Source organism: Arthrobacter sp. ZGTC131 (genome assembly GCF_002929275.1).
Taxonomy (GTDB): domain Bacteria; phylum Actinomycetota; class Actinomycetes; order Actinomycetales; family Micrococcaceae; genus Arthrobacter.
On the sequence record NZ_PJIK01000067.1, the window covers coordinates 1 to 680 of the forward strand.

Below are 680 nucleotides of genomic sequence, written 5' to 3' on the forward strand. Positions count from 1 at the left end.
GATGGCCCGGGTCAGGCCCAGGTTGAGCCCGGTGAGCATGAGGAAGGTTGCGAGGGTGACGATGAAGGACGGGAGCTTGGTCTTGACCAGAATCCACCCGTTGATGAAGCCAACCGCCAGCGACACCACCAGAGCCAGCGCAACGCCCACCCATACGTTCGTCGAAAAGTACCAGCTGAAAAGTGATGCCGTCAGGGCCGAGCTGATAACGGCAACACCGGTGGACAGGTCAAACTCCCCGCCGATCATCAGCAGCGAGACACCCACGGCCATGATGCCGATGGTGGAGGCGCCGTACAGGACGGTGGCAATGGAGCCGGGCTGCAGGAACACCGGTGCAACCACTGAGAAGAAGGCAAACAAGGCGATGGCACCCACCAGCGCCCCGATTTCCGGGCGTCCCAGCAGTTTGGCCATCCTGCTCTTGGAGGCAACCCGCTCGTCGGCAGCCGGACCGGCGGGGGTGATGATATTAGCCGTCATGGGGTTTCACTTTCATCATGTCCGGGGCCGCAATCGTGCCCGGGCCGGACCGGCGCATCAGCGGATGCCGTCAGCGGCAAAGACCGCAACCTGTTCGGCGTTCGAGGAATCGATGATGGTGGGACCGGTGAGCACCGGCTGGCCGCCTCCGAGCTCGAAGCCTCCGCGGGAGTTCTGCCAGAGCGCGTCAACCGCTC

General features: G+C 63.7%; 2 pseudogenes. Both read right to left on the minus strand.

The window, feature by feature from the left end:
* Window positions 1-483, minus strand: a pseudogene (locus CXQ90_RS21705) (ABC transporter permease); the annotation flags it as partial.
* 57 nt (window positions 484-540) lie between these two features.
* Window positions 541-680, minus strand: a pseudogene (locus CXQ90_RS23130) (sugar ABC transporter substrate-binding protein); the annotation flags it as partial.